The organism is Kitasatospora sp. NEAU-CNBT7, from assembly GCF_057220535.1.
On record NZ_JBXQQB010000052.1, the window covers coordinates 1 to 26,856 of the forward strand.

Genomic DNA, 26,856 nt, shown 5'->3' on the forward strand with positions numbered 1-26,856 from the left:
CCCCCCCGGGCCGCTACTGGAGGCTCGCCAGGACCTGGTCGACCTGGTTCTCGGCGTCCGAGAGCAGCTTGTCGACGTTGGCGTTCTTGTCGGTCAGGACGGCGGAGACCGCGTTGTCCAGCACCTTGTAGATCTGCTGGGCGTTGGCGGGCTCGGTCTTGCCGGGGACGGAGGCGGCCAGGTAGGGCGCGTAGTTCTGGACCGGCACGGTGGCGTCGGCGGCCTTGGCCTTGTTGTCGGCGGCGAGGCTGGCGCCGGTGAAGAAGAACGGCTGGGGCAGGCCGACCGGCAGGCCGTCGGTCTTGTTGCGGGCGTAGTCGAACTGGCCCTTGCCGATGGTGAGGAACTTGAAGTTGATCCAGGCGATGCCGGCCTTGATCTGGTCCGGGGTCGAGCCCTTCTTGAAGAGGTAGTCGTTGCCGCCGAGCAGCGCCGACTTCCCGCCGGGCATCGGGCCCATGCCGTAGTCGGCGTAGTTGCCCTTGAGGGTCTGCACCATGTACGTGATGTCGTCCGGTGCGCCGACGTACATGCCGAGCTTGTCGGTGGACATCTGGGTCATCAGGTCGGGCCACTTGAGGCCCTGGGTGGCGCCCATGCTGTTGTCGGTCCAGCGCATGTCGTAGAGGTTCTGCAGGACCTTCTTGCCCTCGGGGGTGTTGAAGGCGGCCTTCTTCCCGTCCTGGTCGGTCATCGAGCCGCCGAGGCCGTACAGCTCGGCGGTGTAGTGCCAGCCGCCCTGGTTGGTGGCGCTGTAGTCGCCGTAGCCGTTGACGCCGCCCCCGAGCGCCGCGATCTTCTTGGCGTCCTCGCGGATCTCCTCCCAGCTGGTCGGCGGCTTGTCGGGGTCGAGGCCGGCCTGGGTGAAGAGCTTGCGGTTGTACAGCAGCCCCATCTTGTAGTTGGAGTACGGCAGGCCGTAGAGCTTGCCGTCGGACTTGAGGGTGGCCAGCACCGAGGGGTCGATGTCCGCCAGCGCGGGGACGGACTTCTCGTTGACGTAGGCGGTGATGTCCTCGGCGCCGTCGGCGTCGAGGACCTGGTTCAGGTCGGTGAAGTAGCTGTAGAAGACGTCGGTCTGGCTCTTGCCCTTGAGCTGGGCGGTGAAGGCGGCGGGCTCCTCGCAGGGGAAGCCGTCCTTCGCGTTGACCGTGACGTTCGGGTAGAGCTTGTTGAACGCGGCGACGTCGTCGGCCCACTGCTTGCGCTCGGCGGCCTTGGTGACCGGCGGCTGGCAGTCGATGCTGATCGTCACCTTGGTGGCCGGGTCGAGCGGGGCCGCGGCGTCCGCGCTGCCGCCCTTGGCGGCGGAGGTGTCCGCTGTCCCGGAGGAGCTGCAGGCCGCGGCGGTGAGGGCCAGGCCGGCCGCGGCGGCGAGGGCGACGGATCTGCGGATGAGCCGGTCTCTGTTCATGCGGGTGGACCCTTTCGAGCACGTGGGCAGCGCGAGGGCGCGGGAGTAGCCCGTGATTTCCGGTGGGGGCCGCCCCCGAGAGAAGCACCGTCGGGTGGCGGGAGGACGCGTGCGAGGGGATACCTCGGCCGCTGCGGTGACGCATCGCCTGCTGGCGTCGACCACTTAACCAGCCTCGACAGATGACCACAAGATGTCGACGAGATTTCGCAAAAACACGACTGTCCACTTGCGTGAGCCGTCCGGCGGACCGGTCGCGGGCATGCCGGAGCAGGGCGGGCACCCCGGTGCCCGCCCTGCTCCGGAGCTCGGCGTCAGGCCGTGTCTGACAATTCCCGCCGGGCGCCCGACGCCGCGCATCCCGCCTGGACGCACCGGCGAATCGCCCAAGTACGACCCAGTACGAGGGCGCCTCGCCGGCACGCCCAGCCGGGCGCCCGACGCCGCGCGCTGATCCGACGCGAATTGTCAGACACGACCTACGGGTTGACGGTGATGTGGAAGGTCGAGGTGGTGTTCTGGATGTCCTTGGCGTTGCCGCTCAGGGTGAGGTGGTTGAAGGTGACCGAGCCGACCGCGGGGCCCTGGCCGGCCTCGGGCATCTCGTTGGCCCAGATGCCGTAGCCGGACCTGGCGTCGTAGGCGTCGCCGCTCCTCCTGGCGCCGGTGATCGACACGTTGGTGAACACCGTGTCGGTGACCGGGTTCTGCGGCTGGCCGCCGCTGTAGTTGGTCTGGAACATGATCCCGCTGTAGGTCGGGTCGACGATGTCCACGTCGCTCACCCGGATGCCCTGGAAGACCTTGGAGGCCGAGAAGACCCAGATCGCCGGGAAGACCTGGGCGCCCCAGAAGTGGCCGCCGGCCCGGACCAGCGAGATGTTCTGCAGGTTGGTCGGGTCGGTCCCGAACCCGTTCATCGGGTAGCCGAAGTCCAGCGAGGAGATGGTGACGCCCGAGTAGCAGAGGGTGTCGGCGATGTAGACGTTGCGGAAGGTGTTGGCGTAGCCGCCGTAGACCGCCACGCCCGCCGCCCGCCAGGTCAGCAGCGAGGTGAGGTTCTCGAAGACGTTGTTCTTCTCGTCCGCGCCGCCCGCGTCGATGGCGGAGAACAGCGCGAAGCTGTCGTCACCGGTCGCCCGGGCCTCGTTGTTGGAGACCAGGTTGTCGGTGGAGCCGTTGGTCATGTTGATGCCGTCCGCGAAGGTGTCGCGGATCCGCGAGTTGGTGATCCTCATGGAGTCGGTGTTGGCACCCCAGTACATGCAGACCATGTGCTCGGTCCAGATGTTGTCGATGGTGATGTTGGCGACGTTGGCGAAGTCGAAGACCTTGCCGGGCCCGTCGATCCGCGAGGTGTAGTTGCCGAAGTAGGCGAAGCCGGCGAAGGTCGAGCCGTTCGCCGAGGCCTCGGCGCGGAACCCGATGTCGGTGTTGGACTGGCCCGAGGGGGCGCGGAAGCGGGTGAACCAGGGCCCGGCCCCGATCACCTTCACGGCCTTGCCGTAGACCTGGAACTTTCCCGCGGTCTGGTAGTCGCCGGCCGGCAGGTAGACGCCCACCAGGGTGCCGGTGGTGTCCATCCGCACCCGGTCCAGGGCGGCCTGGACGTCGTTCTGGGTGAAGCCCGCCGGAACCGCGTACTTCGCGGGGTCCGGGTCGGCGGTCTGGGTGGCCTGCTCCAGGCTGATGAAGTCGATCGCGTACTGGCTGGTGTTGGCCGCGTCCTTCTGCAGCCGGATCCGGCTGCCCGCCGGGACGGTGGTCCCCAGCAGCACGTTGGCCTCGTCGTAGATGTGCCGCTGGCCGCCGGCGCTCGGGCCGTTGCCCGGCGCGGTCTCGCTGCCGTACAGCCAGGCGTACCGGGAGGTCAGGTCGATCGACTTGAGGAAGCTGCCGTCGACGTAGACGTTCAGCGTGGAGTCGATGCCGTCGCCGCCCGGCGCGTCCGGGACGGAGAACCGGGTGACCAGCGTGTTGGTCGGCGCCTTGGTGGTGAACTCCACCGAGGCGCCGGTGGAGTTGAGCGTGACGGCCTTGCGGCCCGAGGCCTCGCCGGCCAGGTCGCCGATGGTCCGGTTCGGGCCGACCACGGCCGCGCCGCCGGCCAGCACGCCGTCCTCGGCCTCGTAGGTGTCGTACGGCATGTTGGCGCCGCGCCCGACGTACAGCGGCTGGCTGGAGGTGTTGTTGCCCTGCTTCACCGGCAGCTCGTTCGCGTCGTTCGCGATCACGGTCCGGACGGTGTACTTGCCGTTGGCCGCCGTCCAACTCCCTAGCGGCACCGGGGTGGTGGCGGCGCCCGCGGCGATGGCCCCGCTGTACGAGCCGGTCAGCGTCCGCACCACCGCGCCGGTGGCGTCGGCGACGGTCACGGTGATGCCGTGGCTGCCGCCGGCGGATGCCACCGTGCCCTGGTTCTTCAGCGCCACCGAGAAGTTGACGGTGTTGCCGGCCGCCGGGTTGCCGGGTGTCCAGCCGACCGGCGCGGCCACCAGGTCGGAGCTGGCGACCGGGCTGACCACCAGCGGGCCCGGGGCGGTGAAGTCGTTGTTGGTCTCGTCCCGCTCGATCACGACGCCCGTCTCGTCCGCCTTGGCGGTCAGCTGGTAGCTGCCCGCGTTCTGGACGCCGATGCCGGCCGAGACGGTGCTGGAGGCGCCGGCCGCCAGCGCGCCGACCTGGGCGGTGCCGACCTTGGTGGTGCCGAGGTAGAGGCCGACGGTGCTCGGCCCGGCCGCCGCGGTGCCGTTGTTCCTCACGGTGGCGGCCAGCGACACGGCGTCGGTCTCGACGGGGTTGGCGGGCGTCGGGGCCAGGGCGGTGACGACCAGGTCCGGGTTGGGCGCCGGGACGCCGATCACCTGGAACTCGGCCACCTGCCCGGCCGCCGCACCGCTGTTGGCGGTGATCCGCAGCTGGACGTCGGCCGCGGTGGCGGTGACGGGGATGGTGACGGTGTTCCCCGAGGCCGGGTCGAAGGAGTACGTCTGCGGGGCGACCAGCTGGGTGAATGCCGAGCTGCTCTGCTCCCGGCCGAGCACCTCGATGGTCTGCGTCCTGGCCGACCAGGCGGCGGCCGGGTTGAGCTTGACCACGACCGAGCTGGTGGCGGCGTTGGCGCCGAGCGCCACCGTCAGGGTGTCCGGGTAGCTGTTCGGGCCGCCCTCCCAGTACGTGGTGGCGTCGTTGTCGTTGGCGTTGGCGGCGACGAAGGAGAAGACCGAGGAGGAGCCGGTGATCGGCTTCCCGGCGGCCAGGTTGGTCCCGGTGCCGCCGCTCTGGCCGGTGCGGATCACGGTGTTGCTGCTGGCCGACTGGTTGCCCGCCGCGTCCTTGGCCTTCACGTAGTAGGAGACCGTCGCGGTGTCGGGCTGGCTGTCGGTGTACGTCAGCACGGTGCCCGCCACCGAGGCGCGCAGCGCGCCGTTGGCGTACACGTCGTAACCGCTCACCCCGGTGTTGTCGGCCGAGGCGCCCCAGGTCAGCCGGATCTGCCCGGAGGCGGGCTGGGTGTACGCCAGCCCGGTCGGGGCGGACGGGTCCTGGGTGTCGCCGCCCTGGCCGGTGCGGGTGACGGTGTTGCTGGCGGCGGACTGGTTGCCCGCGGCGTCCCTGGCCTTCACGTAGTACGCCACGGTGGCGCTGTCCGGGCGGCTGTCGGTGTACGTCAGTACGGTCCCCGCGACGCTGGTGAGCAGGACGTCGTCGGCGTACAGGTCGTAGCCGGTGACGCCGGTGTTGTCGGTGGCCGCGTTCCAGGTCAGCCGGATCTGGCCGGGGGCGGGCTGGGTGTACGCCAGGCCGGTCGGGGCGGTCGGGGCCTGGGTGTCGCCGGAGGCCGGGCCGTAGGCCTCGAACTCGGCGAGCTGGGCGGCCGGCCAGCCGGAGTTGGCGGTGAAGGTGAGCCGCAGGTAGCGGGTGGTGGCGGTGGCCAGGCTGACGGTGGCGGTGTTGCCGGTCGCCGGGTCGAAGCCGTACCCGGTGGCGGCGGCGAGGTCGGTGAAGTTGGTGCCGTCGGTGCTGCCCTGGACCTTCAGCGTCTCGGTCCGGCTCTCCCAGCCGGCCGGCAGCTTCAGCACCAGCTTGTTGACCGGGACGGCGGCGCCCAGATCACCCTGGATCCACTGCGGGAAGGCGTTGTTGGCGCTCTCCCAGTAGCTGCCCTGGTTGCCGTCGGCCGCGTTGGCACCGGTGTAGGCGCCGTTGGCGCTGCTGGTGGTGACCGGGCGGCCGGCCAGCAGGTTCGCGGACGCGGAGGCGGCGCCGTACACCTCGAACTCGGAGAACTGGGCGGCCGGCCAGCCGGTGTTGGCGGAGACGTTGACGCGGACGTAACGGGCGCTGGTGGAGGCGAAGTTGATCCGGACGGTGTTGCCGGCGCCCTGGTCGAAGGAGTAGACCGCGGAGCCGGTCAGGGTGGCGAAGCTGGTGCCGTCGGTGCTGCCGAGCAGGGTCAGCGTCTCGGTCCTGGACTCCCAGGCGGCCGGGAGCTTGAGGACCACCTGGTCGATGGCGGTGGCGCTGCCGAGGTCCACCTGGACCCACTGCGGCAGGGCGTTGCCCGCGCTCTCCCAGTAGCTGTTCTGGTTGCCGTCGTTGACGTTGCCGACGACGTAGACGTCACCGACGCTGCTGGCGGTCACCGTCTTGCCGGCCGCCAGGTTGGGGCCGCCCGCGGCCTGCGCGGCCGGCAGCAGCGGCCCCGCCAGCAGGAGCATCCCCAGCACGGCCGAACCGGCGGTCAGCCGTGGCAGTCTGCGCTTCGATCTCATTGCGTCCCTCTGTCTCTGACTCCGCGACCGATGTCCGCGATCGGCGTCGGTGGGGCGGCGTCGGTGATCGATGACGGTTCGCGACGGGTCGGCTCCCGGCTCCGCCGCGGGTGCACCCGGTGGGCGGGTGCGGGTGGTGCGGTCCCCCGCGGGGCGCGGGACGTCGGTACGGCCCGGGCCGCCACTGTCAGGGCGACGGCCCGGAACTCCGCTGCCGGCACGTCCGGGGCGGTGGCTCCGGGAAAGTTGCGGCAGATATCGAGAAAATGACGTAGCTCTGTACGTCTTTTGCGTGATTGCAGCCAAGAGTTACAGAGCGGCTACGGGCATGTCAACGGCTCGTACCGACCCGCCGGCATCCGGGCAGACAGAAGCGGGCGGGCACCGAAGTGCCCGCCCGCTTCTGCCGCCCCGGGGGTGGCCCCCCATCCACGGGACACTATCACGCCCCCTCTTTAGACGGAGCTGGGGAGTTACGCACCACCAGCTCCGGCTCGAACAGCAGCTCGTCGTGGGTGACCTTCACCCCGGCGATCTCCCCCACCAGCAGCTCCACGGCCGCCCGGCCCATCGCCTCGATCGGCTGCCGGACGGTGGTCAGCGGCGGATCGGTGCACATCATGAACGAGGAGTCGTCGTACCCGATCACCGAGACGTCCTCGGGCACCGAGAGCCCGGCCCGGCGCACCGCGCGGACCGCGCCGAGCGCCAGCGGGTCCGAGGCGCACACCACCCCGGTGACCCCGCGCCGGAGCAGCCGGGTGGTCGCCGCCTGGCCGCCCTCCAGACTGAACAGGGCCCGCTCGACCTGCTCCTCGGGCAGGTCGAGGCCGGCCTTGGCCATCGCGGCGCGGGCCGCCGCGAGCTTGCGGTGCGAGGGCACGTGGTCGGCCGGGCCGAGCACCAGCCCGATCTTCCGGTGCCCCAACTGCTTGAGGTGGCCCACCGCCTGCTCGACCGCGACCGCGTCGTCGCAGGAGACCCGGGGGAAGTCCAGGTGGTCGATGGCCGCGTTCAGCAGGACCGTCGGCAGGCTCCGCTCGGCGAGCCGGTCGTAGTGCTCGTGCGGCGCGTCGCCCTGGGCGTACAGGCCGCCGAAGAAGACCACGCCGGAGACCTGCTGTTCGAGCAGCAGGTCCACGTAGTCGGCCTCGGAGACGCCGCCCGCGGTCTGGGTGCACAGCACCGGGGTGAACCCCTGCCCGGCCAGCGCACCGCCGACCACCTCGGCGAACGCGGGGAAGATCGGGTTCTGCAGCTCCGGCAGCACCAGGCCGACCAGCCGGGCCCGTTCGCCGCGCAGCTGGGTGGGCCGCTCGTAGCCGAGCACGTCCAGCGCGGTCAGCACCGCGGCCCTGGTCGCCTCGGAGACGCCGGGCTTCTCGTTCAGCACCCGGCTGACGGTGGCCTCGCTCACCCCGACCTTCTTGGCCACCTCGGCAAGTCGTCGTGTCATGGCTGCGAGTGTACGTCAGAGAACGCAAACCGCTTGCGTGGATTTGCAATTCCAGACATGCCAACTCTTCGCATTCGACCCACTACCATGCGTAGCGAAACGGCCGTGCCGCCCGGCCGGCCGGTGCACCTCCCGGAGAAGCCCGTGCGCCCCAGACTGCTCGCCGTCCTCCTCGCCCTGCCCCTGCTGCTCGCCGCACCCCCGGCGGCCGCGGCCGAACCGGTGGGCGGGTACGCCGCGCTCGGCGACTCCTACGCCGCCGGTGTCGCCGCCGGCCCGTACGACGCCGCGAGCGGCGACTGCCACCGCGGCGCCCACGCCTACCCCGCGCTGTGGAACGGGGAGCACCACCCGGCCGCCTTCACCGACGCCGCCTGCTCCGCCGCCACCACCGCGGACGTGCTGCGCGACCAGCTGCCCGCGGTGCCCGCCGACACCGCGCTGGTCACCCTGACCGCGGGCGGCAACGACCTCGCCTTCGCCGACGCGGTGGCCTCCTGCCTGCCGCCGTTCGCCACCGACGCGCAGTGCGACCCCGCGCTCGAGGAGAGCGACCGCCTGCTGCGCGAGGAGCTGCCCGGGCGGCTGGCGGCCCTGTACGACGCGGTCCGCGCGGCGGCACCGGCCGCCCGGGTGGTGGTCACCGGTTACCCGCACCTGCTGCACACCGGCACGGTCTGCGTGGTCGGCACCGACGGCCGCCGGGCCCGCTTCAACGCGCTCACCGACCGGTTGGACGAGCTGATCCGGCAGCAGGCCGAGAAGCAGGGGTTCGCCTTCGCCGACGTCCGGCCGGCCTTCGCCGGGCACGGGGTCTGCGCGGGCGGCGGCCAGGAGTGGATCACCCGGTTCGTCCTCACCCACCTGTGGGAGTCGTTCCACCCGACCGCGACCGGCCAGTCCCAGGGCTACCTGCCCGCGGTGACGGCGGCCGCGGCGGGGTAGCGTGCCGGACCGGCTCCCGGCGGACGGGCCCGACGCCCGGTCAGTTCCGGCGCCGGGCGCCCGCCGGCCGGGCCCGCGCCCGGCCCGGGCGCTAATTCCACCCCGCCCCGACCCCCCTCGGATAGGCTCTCTCCCTCCGGGCCGGGACAGGTATCAAAGACCGTAGGCTGGGCAGGTAGGGACCGTGGAACGGGGCGTTCCACGCGAGGGTTGGACAGTCGGCGGCCGGCCAGCCGGTGCGCACCGGACGGGGGCGGCGGCTGACCGATGGAGGGAGACGCTGGGTGATCGAGCTGGAGGACGTTCCCGAGTTGATCGACCCGGTGATGGTCTGCGCCTTCGAGGGCTGGAACGACGCGGGTGACGCGGCCTCGGCGGCCGTCGGCCACCTGGACGAGACCTGGGGCGGGAAGGTGTTCGCCGCGCTCGACGCGGAGGACTACTACGACTTCCAGGTCAACCGTCCGACCGTCTGGCTGGACGGCGGGGTCCGCCGGATCACCTGGCCGACCACCCGGCTCTCGGTGGTCCGGGTGACCGAGCCCAAGCCGCGCGACCTGGTCCTGGTCCGCGGCATCGAGCCCAGCATGCGCTGGCGCTCGTACTGCAACGAGCTGCTCGGCTTCGCCCACGAGCTCGGCGTCGAGCTGGTGGTGATCCTGGGCGCGCTGCTCGGCGACACCCCGCACAGCCGTCCCGTCCCGGTCAGCGGGGTGACCTCGGACGCGGCACTGGCGCGCTCGCTGGACCTGGAGGAGAGCCGCTACGAGGGACCGACCGGGATCGTCGGGGTGCTGCAGGAGGCCTGCGCGCACGCCGGGGTGCCGGCCGTCACGCTGTGGGCCGCCGTGCCGCACTACGTCGCGCAGCCGCCGAACCCGAAGGCCACCCTGGCCCTGATCAACAAGCTGGAGGACCTGCTCGACCTGCGGATCCCGCCGGGCGAGCTGGCCGAGGACGCCCGGGCCTGGCAGCTCGGGGTGGACCAGCTGGCGGCCGAGGACAGCGAGGTCGCCGAGTACGTGCAGCAGTTGGAGGAGGCGCAGGACACCGCGGAGCTGCCGGAGGCGTCCGGCGACGCCATCGCCCGCGAGTTCGAGCGCTATCTGCGGCGCCGCGACAACCTGGGCCCGACCGGCGAGAAGCCGGTCGCGGGTCACGCCACCGCCGAACGGCCGGCCGACCACGAACCGGGCACCCGGCCCGCCGAGGGCCCGGCCGGCGATCCCGCCGGGGACCAGGCCGGGGACGGCTCCACGGACGACCGGACGGATCCGGGCCCGGCCGGCACCGGCGCCGACGCGGGGACGGAGATCGGTGACGCGGCCTCCGACCGGGACGGGTCCGCACCCGGGTCCGGGCCGGACGGCGACGAGGACGGCGGACGGCCGGGCGTCTGAGCCCCGCCGGGACAATGCCGAAGGGGCGTCAGGACCGCGTGGTCCTGACGCCCCTTCGGCAGCTGACGGCCGCTACGGCCCTTACGGCCGTTACAGCGCGACGCCCAGCAGCGCGTCCACGGTCCGCGAGACCAGACCGGGGGCGCTGATGTCCTCGCCGCCGGTCTCCTCCTGGCGGGCGGCCCAGCGGTCGACGGCGGCCAGCGCGGCCGGTGCGTCCAGGTCCTCGGCCAGGGCGGCGCGGACCTCGGCGAGCATGCCCTCGGCGGACGGGCCGTCAGGCCGGGAGACGGCGGCCCGCCAGCGGGCGAGACGCTCGACGGCGCGCTCCAGGTCGTCCTTGGTCCACTCCCAGTCGCTGCGGTAGTGGTGCGCCAGCAGGGCCAGCCGGATCGCCGCCGGGTCGACGCCCTCGCGGCGCAGCACCGAGACGAAGACCAGGTTGCCGCGGGACTTGGACATCTTGTGCCCGTCCAGCGCGACCATGCCGGAGTGCACGTAGGCCTGCGCGTACGGGTGCTCGGCGGTCGCGACCTGGGCGTGCGCGGCGCCCATCTCGTGGTGCGGGAAGGACAGGTCGGTGCCGCCGCCCTGGATGTCGAAGGACATCCCGAGGAACTCCAGCGCGATGGCCACGCACTCGATGTGCCAGCCGGGGCGGCCGTGGCCGAGCTCGGTGTCCCAGGCGGGCTCGCCCGGGCGGGCGGCCAGCCAGAGCAGGGCGTCCAGCGGGTGCTTCTTGCCGGGGCGCTCGGGGTCGCCGCCGCGCTCGCCGAAGACCGGCAGCATCTGCTCGCGGGTGAGTCCGGAGACCGTGCCGAAGCGCGGCTCGGACTCGACCGAGAAGTAGATGTCGCCGTCCAGTTCGTACGCGGCGCCGCTCGCCAGCAGCTTCTTGACCAGCGGGACGATCCACGGGATCGACTCGACGGCGCCGATGTAGTGCGCGGGCGGCAGGATCCGCAGCGCGGTCATGTCCTCGCGGAACAGGGCGGTCTCGCGCTCGGCGAGCGCCGTCCAGTCCTGGCCGGTGGCGACGGCCCGCTCCAGCAGCGGGTCGTCCACGTCGGTGACGTTCTGCACGTAGAGGACGTCGTGGCCGGCGTCCTTCCAGACCCGCTGCACCAGGTCGAAGGTGTTGTAGGTGGCAGCGTGCCCCAGGTGGGTGGCGTCGTACGGGGTGATGCCGCAGACGTACAGGCGGGCGGTCGGGCCCTGGGGCACGACCTCTCGGACACTGCTCGTGGCGGTGTCGTGGATGCGCAGGGGGAGCCCCTGACCGGGCAGGGCGGGAACCTCGGAGGCGGGCCAGGAATGCATGGATCCGACTCTAACCTTGCGATCATTTGAAAGGCTAACCAGTCACGAGGATCGGCTTGAATCGCTTTCCGACCGAACCTGTTCGGTATCGGGTCGTATGCGCCCGAACCGGTCAGACCGGCGGCCAGGGGATCGACGGCCAGTCCGCCGACGGCAGCGGATGGCGCCCGCTGCGGCGCAGCACGGCGACCCGCTGCCGGGTGGCGTCCAGCTCGGCCTCGGTCAGGTGCGGGCGCAGCCGGTCGGCGAGCCCGGCGTCGAGGTCGGCGGCCAGCCGGTCGAGCACCTCCCGGGCCTCGTCCTGGAGGGGCTGTTCGGCCCAGCCCCAGAGCAGGGTGCGCAGTTTGCCGGGGACCGCGAAGGTCACGCCGTGGTCGATGCCGTAGATCCGGCCGTCGGCGGCGGGCAGCCAGTGGCCGCCCTTGCGGTCGGCGTTGTTGAGGACCGCGTCCAGGACGGCCAGCCGGCGCAGCCGCTGGTCGTCGCGGTGCACCAGCAGGGCGGTGCGGCCCTCCCCCACCTCGGCCCGGATGATCGGCAGCCAGCCGGGCTCGGCACCGGCCGGGTCCTGGAGGGCGAGCAGTTCGGGGGCCGCCAGGTCCGGCTCGATCCAGAGCTGGACCATCCCGGCGCCGTACGGGCCCTCGCGCAGCACGGTGGGCGGTATCAGCGGCCAGCCGGTGGCGGCGGCGAGCTCGTGCGCGGCCACCTCGCGGCCGGCCAGGGTGCCGTCGGGGAAGTCCCACAGCGGGCGCTCGCCGGTGACCGGCTTGTAGACGCAGGGGGCGGTCAGGCCGTCCAGTGCGACGGTGCAGTACAGCACCGCGTTGGAGGCGTCGGTGACCCGGCCGTGCACGGTCAGCGTGCCCGAGCGCAGCAGCTCCAAGGCGACGGCGGTGTCGGCCGCCAGGGCGGCGCTGGTCGCCGGGTCGGTGCCCGGGACGTCGGCGCCCTGCTCCCCGGCCTCCGGGGGCCGGGTGTCCTGGTCCCCGGGGGCCGGGGCGGCCGGGCCGTCCGGCTGCGGGTTCAGCGCCGGTAGCCGTTCGCGCGGGGGCACAGGTGTCCCTCCGGGTCCAGCGGGAGGTTGCAGAACGGGCAGGGCTTGCGGCCGGCGGCGACCAGGTCGAGGGCGCGCTTGGCGAAGACCCGGGCCATCGCCCCGCTGAGCCGGACCCGGAGCATGTCCGGGCCGTTCTCCTCGTCCTCCAGGGCGGCCTCGTCGTCCTCGTCCTCCTCGGTCACCGCCTGTGCCTCGACCACCAGGCACTCGTCGACGCTGTCCCAGGCCAGGGCCATGGTGCCGACCCGGAACTCCTGCTCCAGCGGGAGGTCGAGCGGGGCGGTGTCGATCAGCTCGGAGGGGGCCACGGCGGGGATCGCGGTGGAGCCGGAGCTGCGCCGCAGGGCCTCGTCCAGGACCTCGTCGACCCGTTCGGCCAACGCGGCGACCTGAGTCTTCTCCAGCAGCACGCTGGTCATCCGCCCGCGTGAGCTGGCCTGGAGGTAGAACGCGCGGGAGCCGGGCTGGCCGACCGTACCGGCCACGAACCGCTCGGGCTGGTCGTAGAAGTAGACCTGACGGGGCACTCTCTCGCTCCGGATCGGGATCGGGCAGGGGCTGTCTCTGGCCAGCCTACGGCGTACGCGGCGGGCGGGGTGCGGCAGGCCGCGGGCCCGGGGTCACGGCGCGGCAGCGGGCGCGGGGGCGCCGGTGTCGCCGCCGACCACCGCGTCCCCGGCCGCCACCGGGCCGTCGGTCCTCGGGGCGAGCGAGGCGAGACCGCCGGTGTCGCCGAGGCGCAGCAGGTACGGGCGGTGCGCGGTGTAGCGGATCGCGGTGACCGAGCAGGGCTCGACGGAGATCCGCTGGAAGTGGTCGAGGTGCAGGCCGAGCGCGTCGGCGACGACAGCCTTGATCACGTCGCCGTGCGAGCAGGCCGCCCAGACCGCGTCGGGGCCGTGCTCGGCGGCGATCCGGTCGTTCCACTCGCGGACGGCGTCCACGGTGCGGTGGCTGAGGGCGCGCAGCGACTCGCCGCCGGGGAAGGCCGCGCCCGAGGCGTGGTCCTGGACGGTGCGCCAGAGCGGTTCCTTGGCCAGCTCGGCGAGCGGGCGGCCGGTCCAGTCGCCGTAGTGGCACTCGCCGAGGCGCTCGTCCAGGGCGGGGGCGCCGAGTTCCGGGCGGGCGGCGAGCAGCGGTTCCAGGGTCTGCCGGCAGCGCTCCAACGGGCTGGAGACGACTGCGGCGAGCGGGATCCCGTCGAGTCTGGCGGGCAGCTCGGCGGCCTGGGCCCGTCCGGTGTCGTCGAGGTCGACGCCGGGGGTCCAGCCGGCCAGGACGCCGGCCGTGTTGGCGGTGGAGCGGCCGTGGCGGACGAGCAGCAGGGTGGGCATGCGGCCTAGCGTACGGCGTGCGGGCGGCCGGGTGCGCCGGGTGGTCGGCTCGTGCGCTTTCGGTGGAGGTGACGGCTGTTCGCGCGTCCGGGCGGGACAATGGACGAATGATCGTCGACAGCGCCGTCTACCGGGACGGCCACCGCACCGAGGGGCCTGACGACCTCTCGGACGCTCTGGACGCCGCCCGGGCGGCCGGGGACAGCTTCCTGTGGATCGGGCTGGCCGACCCGACCAGCGAGGAGTTCGACCTGGTCAGCGCCGAGTTCGGGCTCCACCCGCTGGCGGTGGAGGACGCCGTGGCGGCCCACCAGCGGCCGAAGCTGGAGGAGTACGAGGACTCGCTGTTCATGGTCCTCAAGACGGCCGGCTACCACCCCGAGGACCACTCGCTGAGCGTCGGCGAGGTGATGGTGTTCCTCGGCGACTCGTACGTGATGACGATCCGGCACGGCGCGGACAGCCCGCTGAAGGGGGTGCGGGCGGAGCTGGAGAAGCAGCCCGAGCTGCTGAGGCAGGGCCCGGCCGCGGTGCTGTACGCGGTCTTCGACCTGGTGGTGGACAGCTACCTGGACCTGGCCACCGAGCTCCAGGGCGACCTGGACCAGCTGGAGGCGGACGTCTTCGCGCCGGGCCGGGCGCGGGGGGTGGCCGAGCGGATCTACAGCTTCAAGCGCGAGGCGATGCGGTTCCGGCGGGCCACCCTGCCGCTCCAGGAGCCGGCCGCCCGCCTGGTGGGCGAGGGGATGCGGTTCGTCCCGGAGAAGCTGCGCCCGTACCTGCGGGACGTGGCGGACCACCTGAACCGGGTCAACGAACTGGTCGAAGGCCTGGACCGGCTGCTCTCCGACATCCTGAACGCCAACCTGGCCCAGGTGAGCGTGCAGCAGAACGACGACATGCGGAAGATCTCGGCCTGGGCGGCGCTGGCCGCGGTGCCGACGCTGATCGCGGGGATCTACGGGATGAACTTCGACCACATGCCGGAGCTACGGCAGGTGTGGGGGTACCCGGCGGTGCTGGCCCTGATGGGCGGGGTGTGCCTGTGGCTGCACCGCGCCTTCAAGCGGGCCGGCTGGCTGTAGCGCGGCGGGCCGCCCGTCCCGTCCCCTCCGGCGGAGGCAGGAAACGGGACGGGACTGAACGGAACGGAACGGAACGGGACGGCCGCGGTGGGCCGCGGGTCAGGCCAGGTTGGCCAGTTCCAGCGCCTCCACGCCGGTGCGCAGCGCGGTGATCCGCTCGTCCAGGGTGAAGCCGGCCGGGGCGAGGGTGAGGGTGGTGACGCCCGCGTCGGCGTAGGCCTGCATGCGGTCCGCGATCCGCTCCTTGGTGCCGAGCAGGGCGGTGGAGTCGATCAGGTCGTGCGGGACGGCGGCGGCGGCGCCGGCGTAGTCCCGGGCGAGGTACTTCTCCTGGATCTCGTCGGCGGCCTGCTCGTAGCCCATGCGGCGGGTGAGCTGGTTGTAGAAGTTCTTGTCCTTGCTGCCCATGCCGCCGATGTAGAGGGCGGCGTAGGAGCGCTGGGAGTCGGCGGCGGCCTTGACGTCCTCGCCGACCGAGATCGCGACGGTCGGGCAGAGGTCGAAGCCGTCGAGGTCCTGCCCGGCCTTGGCGCGGCCGGCCTTCAGCGGGTCGATCGACAGCGCGGCGTGCTCGGGGGCGAAGAAGATGCCGAGCCAGCCGTCGGCGATCTCGCCGGTCTGCTCGAGGTTCTTCGGGCCGATCGCGGCGATGTACAGCGGGATGTGCTCGCGCACCGGGTGGACCGTGAGCTTGATCGGCTTGCCGGGGCCGCCGGGCAGCGGGAGGGTCCAGTTGGCGCCCTCGTGGACCAGCCGCTCGCGGGACATCGCCTTGCGGATGATCTCCACGTACTCGCGGGTGCGGGCCAGCGGCTTGTCGAACTTGACGCCGTACCAGCCCTCGGAGACCTGCGGGCCGGAGACGCCGAGGCCGAGCCGGAACCGGCCGCCGGAGAGGGTGTCCAGGGTGGCGGCGGTCATCGCGGTCATCGCGGGGGTGCGGGCCGGGATCTGGAAGATCGCCGAGCCGACGTCGATCCGCTCGGTCTTCGCGGCGACGAAGCTGAGCACGGTGGCGGCGTCCGAGCCGTAGGCCTCGGCGGCCCAGCACACCGAGTAGCCGAGGCGGTCGGCCTCCTGGGCGACGGCGATGTTGTCGGCGTCCATGCCGAGTCCCCAGTAGCCGAGGTTGATCCCGAGTCGCATATGGGTGCCAAGCCTTCCAGTCGGTCCGTGGCGTGAGGGTAACCCCGCCGTCGGCAGTCATGCTACTGGCCGGTAGCTGTGGGCTGCGTCACCTGGACGAGTACGGCGCGAAACCGCCACAACGCGCCCCGCCCCAGGGGCGCGCGCGGCGTGTGCGCGGGTCTTACGGGGTTGCCCGGGGGTGTGACCGCTACGCTCAGCCGACAGGGGGGAGGACGCCTCCCGCCTCCGCGTTCACCTGCGTGTTCGTCAGTTGGCGAAAGGGCCGGCCGGATGGAACAGCGTCACCTCGGACGGACCGGGCTGCGGGTCTCCCGCCTCGGTCTGGGCACCATGACCTGGGGCCGGGACACCGACGAACACGAGGCGGCCGAACAGCTCAAGGTCTTCGTCGACGCCGGCGGCACCCTGGTCGACACCGCCGACGTGTACGCCGACGGCGGCGCCGAGTACCTGATCTCCCGGCTCACCGACAGCCTGGTCCCCCGCTCCGAGCTGGTCATCGCCACCAAGGCGGGCAGCGTCCCCGGCACCGACCGCCGCTTCGACGGCTCCCGCGGCCACCTGCTGGCCGCCCTCGACGCCTCGCTGCGCCGGCTCGGCACCGACCACGTCGACCTGTGGCAGGTGCACGCCTTCGACCCGGCCACCCCCACCGAGGAGACCCTGCACGCCCTGGACCTCGCGGTCGCCTCCGGCCGCGCCCGGTACGTGGGCGTCTCCAACTTCAGCGGCTGGCAGCTCGCCAAGGCCGCCACCTGGCAGCACGGCGGCCGGGGCCGGGTCCCGCTCGCCGGCACCCAGATGGAGTACTCGCTCCTCCAGCGCGGCATCGAACGCGAACTGCTGCCCGCGGCCCTGGACGCCGGCCTCGGCCTGCTCGCCAGCTCCCCGCTCGGCCGCGGCGTGCTCACCGGCAAGTACCGGCACGGCGTACCGCCCGAGTCGCGCGGCGCCTCCGCCCACCTGTCCGGCTTCGTCCAGCCGTACCTGGGCGACCGCTCGCGCCGGATCGTCGACGCCCTCGCCACCGCCGCCGACGGGCTCGCCAGCAGCCCGCTGGCGGTCGCCCTCGCCTGGGTCAGGGACCGGCCCGGCGTGGCGAGCGCGCTGGTCGGCGCCCGGAACGCGACCCAGCTGCTGGCGGCGCTGTCGGTGGAGGCCCTTACGCTTCCGGGTGAGATCCGCGGCGCGCTGGACGATGTATCGGCCCCACTGCGCCGCTACCCGGACCAGGGCTGGACGGAGCTGTAGCGCCGGCTGTGAGGAGCGTACCCATGACCGAAGCGGCGAGCAGCGAGACCGTACCCACCCCCGCCGGCGAGGAGCAGCGGGCCGGCGCGGTCGCCGCCCTCGCGGAGGCGATCCGGGCGGTCGGGCACGGCGGCGCCGCCGACGGCCCGGACGACGGCGCCCCGGCCGCGCCCGGGCCGGCCACCGACGAGCAGCGCGCCGCCGCCCTGCGGGCCGCCGCCGAGGTACTCGCCTCCGGCGGCGCGCCCGCCGCGCTGGCCCCCGCCGCCGTCGCCGAGCTGGGCGAGGGCGCCGCCGAGGCGCTGAAGGCGGACCCGTGGGCCGTCCTCGGCCTGCCCGGGGTGCGCCCCGACCAGGCGGACGGCTTCGCCCGCGGACTGCTCGGCCCGCAGGCCGGACCGGGCGACCCGCGCCGGGCCCAGGCGCTGGTGCCCTGGCTGCTGGAGCAGGCCGCCCTGCGCGGCCACTCCGCGCAGGAGATCGGCGAGGTGGCCGCCGGCCTGGAGCGGCTCGGCGTGCCGGACCCGGCCGCGGCCCTGCAGACGGTCGTGGTGGACGGCCTGGTGATGGCGTTCCAGGAGGAGCTCCCCGGCCGCCCCGGCGCCGACGACGAGGAGGAGCCGCCCACCCGGACCGTCCTGGCCCTGGAGCGCCTGGCGCTGGCCGAGGAGAGCCTGGCGGACGGCCTGGTCCGGGTGCTCTCCACCTTCACCCCCGGCACCGACGACGAGGCCGGCCCGGCCGGGGACGCACCGGAGCCGGCGGCGGAGCCGGAGGACCACGCGGCGTCGGAGGACCAGGAGGGGTCGGAGGACCAGGAAGGGTCGGAGGCGCCGGTGGCCGCCGACGGGGAGCGCCCCGCCGCCGCCGCGCCCGGCCCGGCGGCCTGGGCGGCCGCGGCCGACGCGGCCCCGACCTCCTCCGCCACCGCGCTGCTGCGCGCCGTCGCCGACAGCGCGCTGGTGGTCCACACCGGTGGTGAGGCGGCCCGGGCCGAGCCGGCCGCCCTGCTGGACGCCGCGCACCGCCTCGGGCTGCGGGCCTGGGCCGCCACCTGGACCGAGCAGGGCCGCGACAGCCTGGCCGGGCTGCTCCCCGGCTCCCCCGCCGCCGAGCGGGTGGCCGTGCTGTCCGAGCTGCTGTCCGGCGCCGCCGGTCCCGGCCGGGCCGGGGACGGCTCGCTCGCGCTGGACCTGCTGGTGGTCCTGGACGCGCCGCTGCTGGACGTCGAGCAGGCCGCCACCCTGCTGGAGGCGGTCGCCGACGGCACCCGGCTCGTCCTCAGCGGCGACCCCGGCCAGCTCTGGTCGGCCGGGCCCGGCCGGTTCTTCGCCGATCTGCTGGCCGCCAAGCTCTGCCCGGCGGTGGCCTCCCGGACCCCGGACTTCGGCCCGATCGGCGAGCTGGTCTCCGGCATCGGGATCGGCGAGCTGCTGACCGTCGAGGCGCCCGAGAAGGAGGTGGTGATCCTCGGGGCCAAGGACGGCGCCGAGGCGGTCCACCGGGCCGTGCAGCTGCTCGGCGACTCCATCCCGCGCGCGCTCGGCATCCCCGCCGAACAGACCGTGCTGCTCACCCCCGGGCACGGTGGCGACGCCGGCACCCGGGCGCTCAACGCGGCCGCCAAGGCCCGGCTGAACCCGGGCCCGGGCCGGTTCGGCGGCTTCGACCCGGGCGACCGGGTGGTGTTCTCGCCGTCCTTCGGGGTCGCCCGGCCCGGCCGGGTGCTCGACGGCGACGCGGCCGGCCTGCACCTGGAGCTGGCGGACGGCGAGCGGGTCACGCTCTCCCCCGCCGAGACCTCCGGGCTGCGCCACGGCTGGGCACTCACCGCCCACCAGGCCGTCGGACGGCGCTGGCCGGCGGCGGTCGTCGTGCTGCCGCCGGACGGGGCGGCGGGTCTGACCAGGCAGTGGGTCTACACCGCCTTCGGCCGGGCCGAGCGGCATCTGTCGGTGGTACACGCGGCCGGGCAGGCACTGGCGCAGGCCGTCGCCGAGCGTCCCGCCCAGCCGCGCGGCACCCGGCTGCGCGCCATCCTGGCCGAGCACGCCGAGCAGGCGTAGCGCACCGGCGGCCGGCGGGTCACCGCCGGCCGCCGGGCGTCGCGGCCCACCGGCAGGCCCCGCACACTGTGGCCGAAATACACTGCCTCCTGGTCGGGGGGCACCCGGCCACGACCAGACCCAGGGGGCAGGATGGACCGCAGCACGGCCGAGGCCCGGCCGATCGACTTCACGGTGGCGCCACCGCAGGCCCGCCCGCTCGGCGTCGCCTGGATCCACGGCTCGCCGTCGGCGAAGCACAACACCGACCCCGACATCCAGGTGCACGCCTACGACGAGCACACCTTCATCCTCCGCCAGAACATGGCGGTCGACTACGAGGGGCCGTTCCTGTTCCTGCTCCTCGGCAACGAACGGGCCGTACTGATCGACACCGGCGCGACCGCGTCCGCCGAGTTCTTCCCGCTGCGGCGGGTCGTCGACGAGCTGGTCGCGCAGTGGCTGGCCGCGCACCCCCGCGACGGCTACGGGCTGCTGGTGCTGCACTCGCACGGGCACGGCGACCACGTCGCGGGCGACCCGCAGTTCGCCGGGCGGCCGGACACCGTGGTGGTACCGGCCGCTGCGGAGAGCGTGCGGGAGTTCTTCGGCTTCACCGAGGACCCCGACCGGGTGGCCCTGGTCGACCTCGGCGGCCGGGTGCTGGAGTGCCTGGCCACCCCGGGCCACCACGAGGCCGCCGTCACCTACTACGACCCGCCGACCGGTCTGCTGTTCACCGGCGACACCGTGTACCCGGGGCGGCTGTACGTGGCGGACTGGGCCGCCTTCGGCCGCTCCATCGACCGGCTGATCGCGTTCGCGGCCGACCGTCCCGTCACCCACCTGCTCGGCTGCCACATCGAGATGACCACCGAGCCGGGCGTGGACTACCCGATCAGGACCACCTACCAGCCGGACGAGCCGCCGCTGGAGCTGCCCGTCGGCCGTCTCCTGGACATCCGCCGGGCGATCGACGAGATCGGCGACCGGGAGGGCCGGCACCCCTACCCGGACTTCGTCATCTGCCGCTGAACCGGGCCGGCGCCCGGCCGTCCGCGAGCGGCCGGAGCGGCGGTGAGGGCCCGGAGCAACGGTGGCGGGCGCAGCGGTGAGGGGTGGGAGCAGCGGTGAGGGGCGGGGACGCGACCGCCGGCGTCCCCGCCCCTCACCGTGCGGCTCGCGCCGCCGCCGCGCTCAGAGCTCCGCTTCGAAGCCGTCCAGCTCGTCGTCGTAGACCTCGCTGACGTCGAAGCGGCAGATCAGCAGCTGCGGGTCGAGGCCGTCGAAGGGCTCGGGCAGCCACTCGCCGGGCTCGGCCGGCTCGGCGGCCGACACCCAGAGCGTGGAGTCGCCCTCCTCGAGGCCGAACTCCTCCGCCCTGGCGGCAATCTCGTCCGGCTCGTACTCGCCGAACAGCACCCCGATGGCAGCTGTCACGGCGTCCCCGGACCCGCCGCCCGGGGTGAGGCTGCTGTCCACCCGCTCGGCCTGGGACCGCAGCCGGGACGGGTCGGCGACCAGGTAGTCGCGGCGGATCAGCACGCTGATCGCCTCGGGCTGGTCGGGGCCGTGGTAGGCACCACCGGCCTCGTCGCCGGGGACCTCGAAGGGGGTGACCTCGTCGTAGGCCTCGTAGAGAAGTTGATCGTAGGCGATGGCCGCCGCGGCGAGCTCCTCGTAGGCAGTGACCACAGCGGGTTCGCCGGCTTCGGTGGCGCTCGAAACTGCTTCCAGGTGGCGATCGATTGCGGCCTTGACCGCCTCGGCGGCGGCGCGTACCTCGTTGACGGTGAGCTGCGCGGCATCAGACATGGTGCAGACGCTATCCCCACCCGGCGGCGACACGCACAGCGGTTGTCACCTACAGCCGTTAATTCCGGGCAAGTTACCCCCCGATGTCCGATCCGCTCCGTTCTGTTCCGGAGCGTACCTCGGGCGGAACGGGTGATTCCGGGGGTCGGCGGCCCGCCTCGGGGTATCTCGTCCACAGTCGAAAACTGATGGACGATCAGCCCCGACCGGCGGCAGGCTCGGCGGACGACCGGGACACCGGACGGCCGGACGGCCCGGCGGAGGGTGCATGGAAGGGAGCACGGCTCCGCCCGGGGGCCGTACCGCCCGGGCCGGGCAGGTTGTCCGCGGCAGGCTCTAGGCTTGCCGACAGCCGAAAACGCAGGAGGAGAGACTTGACGCCACCCAAGCTGACCCGGCAGCCGGAGTACGAGTACCAGTCCCTGCGGCTGCCGCGCGGGACCACCCGCAACGCGGCCCGCCAGCTGCTCACCGAGCACGCCGAGTACGGGCACTGGGAGCTGGACCGCCTGCGGCTGTTCCCGGACGGCAGCCGGACCGTCCTGCTCCGGCGCCGAATCATCCGGCAGGTGCGCAGCAGCTGGTAGCCCGGCGGCCGGTCCCGGGGTGGCCCGGCGGCCGCGCCAGCACGGCGCTCCCCGGTGCCCGGTGCCCGCACGCCCGGCGCCGGAAGGACCTGATGCCCGCAGCGCCCGGTGCCGCAGAGGCGCGGTGCCACAAGGCCCGCTGCCCGCAGCCGCGAGGGGACGGCTGCGGGCAGGTGACGAGGTCCGTCAGGCCCCTGCGGGCGCGGTCAGGCCGCGGCCCGGGCCCGGCGGTAGAGCACGCCGCCGCCGAGCAGCATCAGGGCGCCGGTGCCCGCCAGCAGCCCCACGCCGTCGGCGCCGGTGGAGGCGAGCTGACCGCCCGAGCTGGCCGGGGCGGCGTGCGCGGAGGTGTCCGACACCGGGGTGACGGCCGTGCCGCCGGAGCCGGTCTGCGTACCGGGGCCGTTGGAGTCGCCCGAGCCGCCACCGCTGCGGTCCGTGCCGGTGCCCGGGGTGCCGGTACCGGGCGGCTGGCTCGGCGGGGTCTGGGTGGGGGGCGTCTGGGTGGGGGGCGTCTGGGTGGGCGGCGGGTTGTGGCCGCCCGGGTGGTCCGGCGGGCAGTCCTCACCGGCCGGGGGCGTGCTGGGCGGGGCGGGGTGGGCCGGCACCGGGTGGCTGTGGTTGGCGCAGTCGTTGCCGAAGGCGGGGTTGCCGACGCCGACCACGTTGACCGAGTTGCCGCAGGCGTCCACCGGGATGTCGATCGGGGCCTGTACGCCGTTGCCCGAGGCGACCCCCGGCGAGCCGTGGGTGGCGCCGCTCGCCGCCGCGCCGCCCGCGTGGGCCGCCGGGGGGGTGCTGCGGTTCTGCGCGGCGTTGCCGCACTTGTTGCCGAAGGCCGGGTTGAGCAGGCCGACGACGTCGACGGTGTTGCCGCAGGCGTTGACCGGGACGTCGACCGGGACCTGCACCGCGTTCCCCGAGCCGACGCCCGGCGAGTTCGCCGCCACGCCCTGGGCCTCGCTGCCGGCGGCATAGGCGTAGCCCGCCGTCGAGGCCAGCACACTGCCGGTGGCGACGGCAGTGAGGAGGCCCTTCTTAGCGACCTGTCGCAATTGACTCCCCTGACTTCTGTACTTGTCGGAATTCCCGACGAATCAATCCGCCGGTACTCCGGACAACGACGGCGGACCGAGAAGGTTGAGCCGGACGGACGCATTTCCTCCGATCGAGTGAAGTCCTTAACAGCCCGTCGCATTGACGGCGTCACCCTCCCCCGGAACTCACCCGGTCGGGCGGCCCGCCGACGGCTGCCACCGGGCGGACACGGCTGCGCGGACACGGTCATCCGGACACCGCCGGCGCACACGGCTGCGCCCCTGAGCCGCGGATCCTCGGCTCAGGGGCGCATCGGTCGACGGACCGTCATCAGCTGACCGTCATCGGTGGCGCGGTCGACCGGCCCGCAGGCCGGGACCGGCTCAGAAGTTCTGGCAGTTGTTGCCGAACGCCGGGTTCAGCAGCCCGATCACGCTGATGGTGTTGCCGCAGACGTTGACCGGCACGTGCACCGGGACCTGGACCTGGTTGCCCGACAGCACGCCCGGGGAGCCGACCGCCGCACCGTGCGCGGTGGCGCCGCCGTGGGCGGACGCCATGCCCGCGCCGGCGAGCACCAGGCCACCGGCGGCGGCGGTGACAGCGGCGATCTTCTTGACCTTCATGGTTCCTCCTGGTCGATTCCGCAGCCGTTCTCGTGACTGCATATGGGTGAACGAGGGCGTGGCGAACGGGGTACGGAGCCGATCACCCATTCACTCTCAGCGGTGACAGTTCGCATATGTGATCGACGGAGAATTCCAAGCAGTATCGTTTCTTCATCCGCGTGTCGGACTGTCCCAAATCATCAGCTCCGACAATGCGCACGGCCCGCCCCGGAGCACCGGGGCGGGCCGTCGTCGAGCAGCCGGGGCCGGGCGGCGGGCCGCCAGGCAGGAGTCCCGGCGGGCGCTCCGGCGGGACTCTCAGGGGGGCCTGTCAGCAGGCGTCGAGGAAGCGGTCCAGCACCCGCACCCCGAACTTCAGGCCGTCCACCGGCACCCGCTCGTCCACACCGTGGAACATCCCGGCGAAGTCCAGGTCCGGCGGCAGCTGCAGCGGCGCGAAGCCGAAGCAGCGGATGCCGAGGTCCTGGAAGGACTTGGCGTCGGTGCCGCCCGACAGGCAGTACGGCACCGCGCGGGCGATCGGGTCCTCAGCCCGCAGGGCCAGCTGCATGGCGTCCACCAGGGCGCCGTCGAAGCTGGTCTCGATCGCCTTGTCGGTGTGCAGGCTCTCGCGCTTCACCCGGGGGCCGAGCACGCTGTCCAGCTCGGCCAGGAACTCCTCCTCGTAGCCGGGCAGGAAGCGGCCGTCCACGTGCGCGGTGGCCTGGCCGGGGATGACGTTCACCTTGTAGCCGGCGCCGAGCATGGTCGGCTGGGCGGTGTTGCGCAGCGTGGTGCCGATCATCTTGGCGATGCCGCCGAGCACCCGGAGGGTCTCGTCCATGTTCTCCGGGTCGAGCTGCACCCCGAGCGCGTCCGAGAGCTCGTCCAGGAAGGCCCGGACGGTCTTGGTGATCCGCAGCGGGAACTTGTGCCGGCCGAGCCGGGCGACCGCCTCGCACAGCTCGGTGATGGCGTTGTCGTCGTTCTCCATCGACCCGTGCCCGGCCCGGCCCTCGACCGTGAGCCGCATCCAGTGCATGCCCTTCTCGGCGGTCTCCACCAGGTACAGCCGGACGTCGTCGTTGACCGTGAAGGAGAAGCCGCCGACCTCGCCGATGCCCTCGGTCACGCCCTCGAACAGGCCCGGGTGCTTGTCGACCAGGTGGCGGGCGCCGTAGGTGCCGCCCGCCTCCTCGTCCGCGACGAAGGCCAGCACCAGGTCGCGCGGGGGCTTGCGGCCGGTGCGCAGCCGGTCGCGGACCACCGCCAGGGTCATCGCGTCCATGTCCTTCATGTCGACCGCACCGCGGCCCCACACGCAGCCGTCGGCGATCTCCCCGGCGAACGGGTCGTACGTCCAGTCCGCGGCGTTGGCCGGGACCACGTCGAGGTGCCCGTGGATCAGCAGGCCGGGACGGGAGCGGTCCTCGCCCTCGATCCGCACCACGGTGGACGCCCGTCCCTTGGCCGACTCGATGATCGTCGGCTCCAGCCCGAACTCGGCCAGCTGCTCCGCGACGTACTCGGCCGCCTTGCGCTCGCCGGGGCCCGAACCGTCCCCGTAGTTGCTGGTGTCGATCCGGATCAGGTCACGGCAGATCTCGGCGACCTCCGACTCCGCCGTCACCCGCGCGGCATCCGCCTGGTCCGCCCTCGACTCGCTCACGGTCACTCCTCGTCTCTGCGGCGTCTACGCAACCCGTACCCGTGGCACTCCTGCTCACGACCCCCGGCCCGGCCGGGCACCACGGGCACCCTGCGGCCATCCTCCCCCGCCGGCCGCCCGCACCCAAGAGCGAATTTCCCGGCGCCGGGCGGGCGGCGGCCCGGGCGGGAACGGTTTTGGGTCCGCAAGCGGATCTTTGCTACAGTTACGGAGTCAGCGCGGCGGAGAGCAGCGAGGACGAAACACCCGGTCCGGGTGGCGGAATGGCAGACGCGCTAGCTTGAGGTGCTAGTGCCCTTTATCGGGCGTGGGGGTTCAAGTCCCCCCTCGGACACAGACTGCTTGTCGATGTCGGCGAGCCAATGCGGGTCAGGAGCAATCCTGACCCGCATTTTGCGTTGCGCGTGGTTGTACGGCGGCGCGGGAGCCTCAGCGGGTGGTGACGAGCAGGCCGCGGCTGCGCAGCACGCGGCGTTCGATCGGGGAGAAGATCAGTAGGTCGATGGCGACGCCGACGACCAGGATCAGGATGATGCCGAGGAGGACGCCCGACATGTCGGAGAATTCGCGTTGGTTCTCGAGGTAGCGGCCGAGGCCGACGCCGAGGTCGGGGGAGGCGGCGATGAGTTCGGCGGCCATCAGGGAGCGCCAGGAGAACGCCCAGCCCTGTTTGAGGCCGGCGAGGTAGCCGGGGAGGGCGGCGGGCAGCAGGACGTGGCGGGCGCCGGCGAGGCCGGTGGCACCGAGGGTGCGGCCGGCCCGCAGGTAGATCGGCGGGACCTGGTCGATGCCGGAGATCAGGCCGTTGGCGATGGAGGGGACGGCGCCGAGCAGGATGACGGCGTACATCGCGGAGTTGTTGATGCCGAGCCAGATGACGGCGGCGGGGACCCAGGCGACCGAGGGCAGTGACTGCAGGCCGGAGAGCACCGGGCCGAGTGCGGCGCGGATCGGCTTGACCCGGGCGACCAGCAGGCCGATCGGGGTGCCGATGGCGACGGCGGCGAGGAAGCCGGACAGGCCGCGCCACAGGCTGGTCCAGATGATCGAGAAGAGTGTGCCCGCGTACCAGAGCTTGGTCAGTGACTGCCAGACCTCGCCGGGGCTGGGGAGTTTGTCGGTGGTGGTGAGTTCCAGGGTGACGGCGAGTTGCCAGACGCCGAGGACCAGCAGGATGCCGAGGACCGGCGGCAGCACTTTCTGGCGCAGCGCCTGGGTGAGGGGGGTGCGTTGGATCTGGACGGTTTCGAGGGCGTCGAGGCCGGCTTCGACGGTGGCGGAGTCGGTGGGTTCCTTGGTGAGGGTGGTGTCAGTGCTGGACATGGCGGCGGATCTCCCCACGCAGTTCTTCGGTGATCTCGATGGACAGATCGGCGACGCCGGTGGATTCGATGCGGCGTGGCTGTGGCAGGTCGATGTGCCATTCGCGGGCGATCCGGCCGGGGCGGGAGGAGAGGAGGACGACGCGTTGGGCGAGGCGGACGGCCTCGCGGACGTTGTGGGTGACGAACAGGACGGTCAGTCGGCGTTCGGCCCAGATGCGGGTGATCTCGTCGTGGAGTACGTCGCGGGTGATGGCGTCGAGTGCGGCGAAGGGTTCGTCCATCAGGAGGACGTTGCCGCCCTGGGCGAGGGAGCGGGCGAGTGCGACGCGCTGGCGCATGCCGCCGGAGAGTTCGTGGATCCGTTTGCGGTGGGAGCCGCCGAGGCGGACCAGTTCCAGGAGGCGTTCGGCTTCGGGGCGGCGTCGGTCGCGGGGGACGCCTGCCAGGCGCAGGGCGAGTTCGATGTTCTTGCCGGCGGTGAGCCAGGGGAACAGTGCGTGGTCCTGGAACATCAGTGCGGGCCGTCCGCCGGGCACCTCGATGGTGCCGGAGGTCGGCCGGTCGAGCCCGGCGACCAGGT

Annotated in this window: 21 protein-coding genes and 1 tRNA gene; 8 read left to right on the forward strand and 14 right to left on the reverse strand. The window is 73.0% G+C overall.

Translation table 11 applies throughout. From position 1 onward, the window contains the following. Nucleotides 1-13 precede the first annotated feature (13 nt). The 3 genes from AC2TEW_RS35790 to AC2TEW_RS35800 all read right to left on the reverse strand — a co-directional run bounded on the left by AC2TEW_RS35790 (nt 14) and on the right by AC2TEW_RS35800 (nt 7,645). On the reverse strand, nt 14-1,414 hold the full coding sequence (locus AC2TEW_RS35790; protein WP_484623720.1) for an extracellular solute-binding protein: 1,401 nt from the start codon (nt 1,412-1,414) through the stop codon (nt 14-16). Between the two features lie 479 nt (nt 1,415-1,893). Then, nucleotides 1,894-6,189 carry a galactose-binding domain-containing protein gene (locus AC2TEW_RS35795; protein WP_484623719.1) on the reverse strand — a complete coding sequence of 1,432 codons (4,296 nt, stop codon included), beginning with the start codon at nt 6,187-6,189 and terminating at the stop codon, nt 1,894-1,896. Nucleotides 6,190-6,631: 442 nt separating this feature from the next. Continuing rightward, nucleotides 6,632-7,645 (reverse strand): LacI family DNA-binding transcriptional regulator, encoded by a 1,014-nt coding sequence (locus AC2TEW_RS35800; protein WP_484627433.1) that lies wholly within the window; start codon nt 7,643-7,645, stop codon nt 6,632-6,634. Nucleotides 7,646-7,732: 87 nt separating this feature from the next. On the opposite strand from AC2TEW_RS35800, the gene AC2TEW_RS35805 reads away from it, so the two are divergent. Both AC2TEW_RS35805 and AC2TEW_RS35810 read left to right on the forward strand, forming a co-directional pair. Then, nucleotides 7,733-8,590: an SGNH/GDSL hydrolase family protein gene (locus AC2TEW_RS35805; protein ID WP_484627434.1), complete on the forward strand. Its 858-nt coding sequence runs from the start codon at nt 7,733-7,735 to the stop codon at nt 8,588-8,590. Between the two features lie 284 nt (nt 8,591-8,874). Then, nucleotides 8,875-9,990, forward strand: a complete 1,116-nt coding sequence (locus tag AC2TEW_RS35810; RefSeq protein WP_484627435.1) for a PAC2 family protein — start codon at nt 8,875-8,877, stop codon at nt 9,988-9,990. A 90-nt stretch (nt 9,991-10,080) separates the two neighbouring features. On the opposite strand, the gene mshC is transcribed toward AC2TEW_RS35810, so the two are convergent. The 4 genes from mshC to AC2TEW_RS35830 all read right to left on the reverse strand — a co-directional run bounded on the left by mshC (nt 10,081) and on the right by AC2TEW_RS35830 (nt 13,704). Then, nucleotides 10,081-11,310, reverse strand: coding sequence for a cysteine--1-D-myo-inosityl 2-amino-2-deoxy-alpha-D-glucopyranoside ligase (gene mshC, locus AC2TEW_RS35815; protein ID WP_484627436.1), 1,230 nt, complete (start codon nt 11,308-11,310; stop codon nt 10,081-10,083). Between the two features lie 112 nt (nt 11,311-11,422). Beyond that, nucleotides 11,423-12,220, reverse strand: coding sequence for an SCO1664 family protein (locus tag AC2TEW_RS35820; RefSeq protein ID WP_484627449.1), 798 nt, complete (start codon nt 12,218-12,220; stop codon nt 11,423-11,425). A gap of 116 nt (nt 12,221-12,336) precedes the next feature. Next, entirely contained in the window at nt 12,337-12,897 is a 561-nt protein-coding gene (locus AC2TEW_RS35825) for a DUF3090 domain-containing protein (RefSeq protein WP_484627437.1), read from the reverse strand. Between the two features lie 93 nt (nt 12,898-12,990). Further along, nucleotides 12,991-13,704: a histidine phosphatase family protein gene (locus tag AC2TEW_RS35830; protein ID WP_484627438.1), complete on the reverse strand. Its 714-nt coding sequence runs from the start codon at nt 13,702-13,704 to the stop codon at nt 12,991-12,993. 107 nt (nt 13,705-13,811) lie between these two features. Between AC2TEW_RS35830 and corA the strand changes: the two genes are divergently transcribed. Next, complete coding sequence (corA, locus tag AC2TEW_RS35835; RefSeq protein ID WP_484627439.1) at nt 13,812-14,789, forward strand: magnesium/cobalt transporter CorA; 978 nt, start codon at nt 13,812-13,814, stop codon at nt 14,787-14,789. A gap of 99 nt (nt 14,790-14,888) precedes the next feature. Here corA and AC2TEW_RS35840 read toward each other — a convergent pair whose 3' ends face one another. Next, nucleotides 14,889-15,935: an LLM class F420-dependent oxidoreductase gene (locus AC2TEW_RS35840; protein WP_033817564.1), complete on the reverse strand. Its 1,047-nt coding sequence runs from the start codon at nt 15,933-15,935 to the stop codon at nt 14,889-14,891. Nucleotides 15,936-16,208: 273 nt separating this feature from the next. On the opposite strand from AC2TEW_RS35840, the gene AC2TEW_RS35845 reads away from it, so the two are divergent. The 3 genes from AC2TEW_RS35845 (at nt 16,209) to AC2TEW_RS35855 (ending at nt 20,269) form a co-directional block, all read left to right on the forward strand. Then, nucleotides 16,209-17,189: an aldo/keto reductase gene (locus AC2TEW_RS35845; RefSeq protein ID WP_484627440.1), complete on the forward strand. Its 981-nt coding sequence runs from the start codon at nt 16,209-16,211 to the stop codon at nt 17,187-17,189. A 23-nt stretch (nt 17,190-17,212) separates the two neighbouring features. Then, nucleotides 17,213-19,255 carry a helix-hairpin-helix domain-containing protein gene (locus tag AC2TEW_RS35850; protein WP_484627441.1) on the forward strand — a complete coding sequence of 681 codons (2,043 nt, stop codon included), beginning with the start codon at nt 17,213-17,215 and terminating at the stop codon, nt 19,253-19,255. Between the two features lie 132 nt (nt 19,256-19,387). Continuing rightward, nucleotides 19,388-20,269 (forward strand): MBL fold metallo-hydrolase, encoded by an 882-nt coding sequence (locus tag AC2TEW_RS35855; protein WP_484627442.1) that lies wholly within the window; start codon nt 19,388-19,390, stop codon nt 20,267-20,269. 162 nt (nt 20,270-20,431) lie between these two features. Here AC2TEW_RS35855 and AC2TEW_RS35860 read toward each other — a convergent pair whose 3' ends face one another. Next, the gene (locus AC2TEW_RS35860; RefSeq protein ID WP_484627443.1) at nt 20,432-21,049 is read right to left on the reverse strand and encodes a hypothetical protein; all 618 of its coding nucleotides are present in this window, start codon (nt 21,047-21,049) and stop codon (nt 20,432-20,434) included. 389 nt (nt 21,050-21,438) lie between these two features. Here AC2TEW_RS35860 and AC2TEW_RS35865 point away from each other — a divergent pair, with 389 nt between their 5' ends. Next, nucleotides 21,439-21,636: a DUF5703 family protein gene (locus tag AC2TEW_RS35865; protein ID WP_033817856.1), complete on the forward strand. Its 198-nt coding sequence runs from the start codon at nt 21,439-21,441 to the stop codon at nt 21,634-21,636. A 206-nt stretch (nt 21,637-21,842) separates the two neighbouring features. Here the strand turns inward: AC2TEW_RS35865 and AC2TEW_RS35870 are convergent, their stop codons facing one another. The 3 genes from AC2TEW_RS35870 to AC2TEW_RS35880 form a co-directional block, all read right to left on the reverse strand. Beyond that, nucleotides 21,843-22,691 (reverse strand): chaplin, encoded by an 849-nt coding sequence (locus AC2TEW_RS35870; protein ID WP_484627444.1) that lies wholly within the window; start codon nt 22,689-22,691, stop codon nt 21,843-21,845. A gap of 366 nt (nt 22,692-23,057) precedes the next feature. Beyond that, nucleotides 23,058-23,300, reverse strand: a complete 243-nt coding sequence (locus AC2TEW_RS35875) for a chaplin (RefSeq protein ID WP_484627445.1) — start codon at nt 23,298-23,300, stop codon at nt 23,058-23,060. Between the two features lie 313 nt (nt 23,301-23,613). After that, entirely contained in the window at nt 23,614-24,951 is a 1,338-nt protein-coding gene (locus tag AC2TEW_RS35880; protein ID WP_484627446.1) for a M20/M25/M40 family metallo-hydrolase, read from the reverse strand. Between the two features lie 249 nt (nt 24,952-25,200). On the opposite strand from AC2TEW_RS35880, the gene AC2TEW_RS35885 reads away from it, so the two are divergent. Next, nucleotides 25,201-25,285, forward strand: a tRNA-Leu gene (locus AC2TEW_RS35885). A 95-nt stretch (nt 25,286-25,380) separates the two neighbouring features. Here AC2TEW_RS35885 and AC2TEW_RS35890 read toward each other — a convergent pair. Together AC2TEW_RS35890 and AC2TEW_RS35895 are read right to left on the reverse strand one after the other, a co-directional pair. Then, nucleotides 25,381-26,274 (reverse strand): ABC transporter permease, encoded by an 894-nt coding sequence (locus AC2TEW_RS35890; protein WP_484627447.1) that lies wholly within the window; start codon nt 26,272-26,274, stop codon nt 25,381-25,383. Continuing rightward, the coding region (locus tag AC2TEW_RS35895) for an ABC transporter ATP-binding protein (protein WP_484627448.1) at nt 26,261-26,856 on the reverse strand (596 nt) is incomplete at its 5' end. The genes AC2TEW_RS35890 and AC2TEW_RS35895, both read right to left, overlap by 14 nt.